Source organism: Aeromonas sp. PrichA-15 (assembly GCF_017939245.1).
In the GTDB taxonomy this organism is placed as follows: domain Bacteria; phylum Pseudomonadota; class Gammaproteobacteria; order Enterobacterales; family Aeromonadaceae; genus Aeromonas; species Aeromonas caviae.
Window position 1 is genome coordinate 1 of sequence record NZ_JAGKRH010000227.1, and the last position, 498, is coordinate 498.

2 pseudogenes are annotated in these 498 nt (G+C 53.8%); one reads left to right on the top strand and one right to left on the bottom strand.

Annotated elements, in window-relative coordinates:
• Window positions 1–138, top strand: a pseudogene (locus J9889_RS19755) (IS1595 family transposase); the annotation flags it as partial.
• A 5-nt stretch (window positions 139–143) separates the two neighbouring features.
• Here J9889_RS19755 and J9889_RS19760 read toward each other — a convergent pair.
• Window positions 144–498: pseudogene (locus J9889_RS19760) on the bottom strand (transposase); the annotation flags it as partial.

Below are 498 nucleotides of genomic sequence, written 5' to 3' on the forward strand. Positions count from 1 at the left end.
AGGCATCTTGCGGAATACTGCTTCCGGTTTAATCATCGTTTTGACCTCAAGAGCATGTTGGTTGAATTGGGGCATGCAGTCGTGGCAAGCCCTCCGATGCCATATCGGCTCTTGAAGCTGGCTGAGGGTCATGGGTAATCAGGTATCACTTTGATCTTGTTGTTCACCCCTTCCAGCACACTCGTGTGCATCGGGTAGTTTGCACTCGCCAGGATCCCCCGCATATATTTCGATAAATTTCGACCAAATCGTTGCAGCGGCGCTAGCCCGCTTTCCTTCACCTGCCGCATCCAGCTCCGCCATCGTCGCCATCCTTCCCACACGCTCGGCGCATACCAGATGCCCTTCAACGCCTCTTTCAGCACGTACACCATCGCCAGCGGTTGATTCGCCGCCAACAGCTCCTGCAACTTCACATCCTGTTTTTCACTCAACTTCGCCCGATTACGTAGCAGCAACCAACGCGCACTTTTGACCACTTTTCGCGCCGGTTTATCG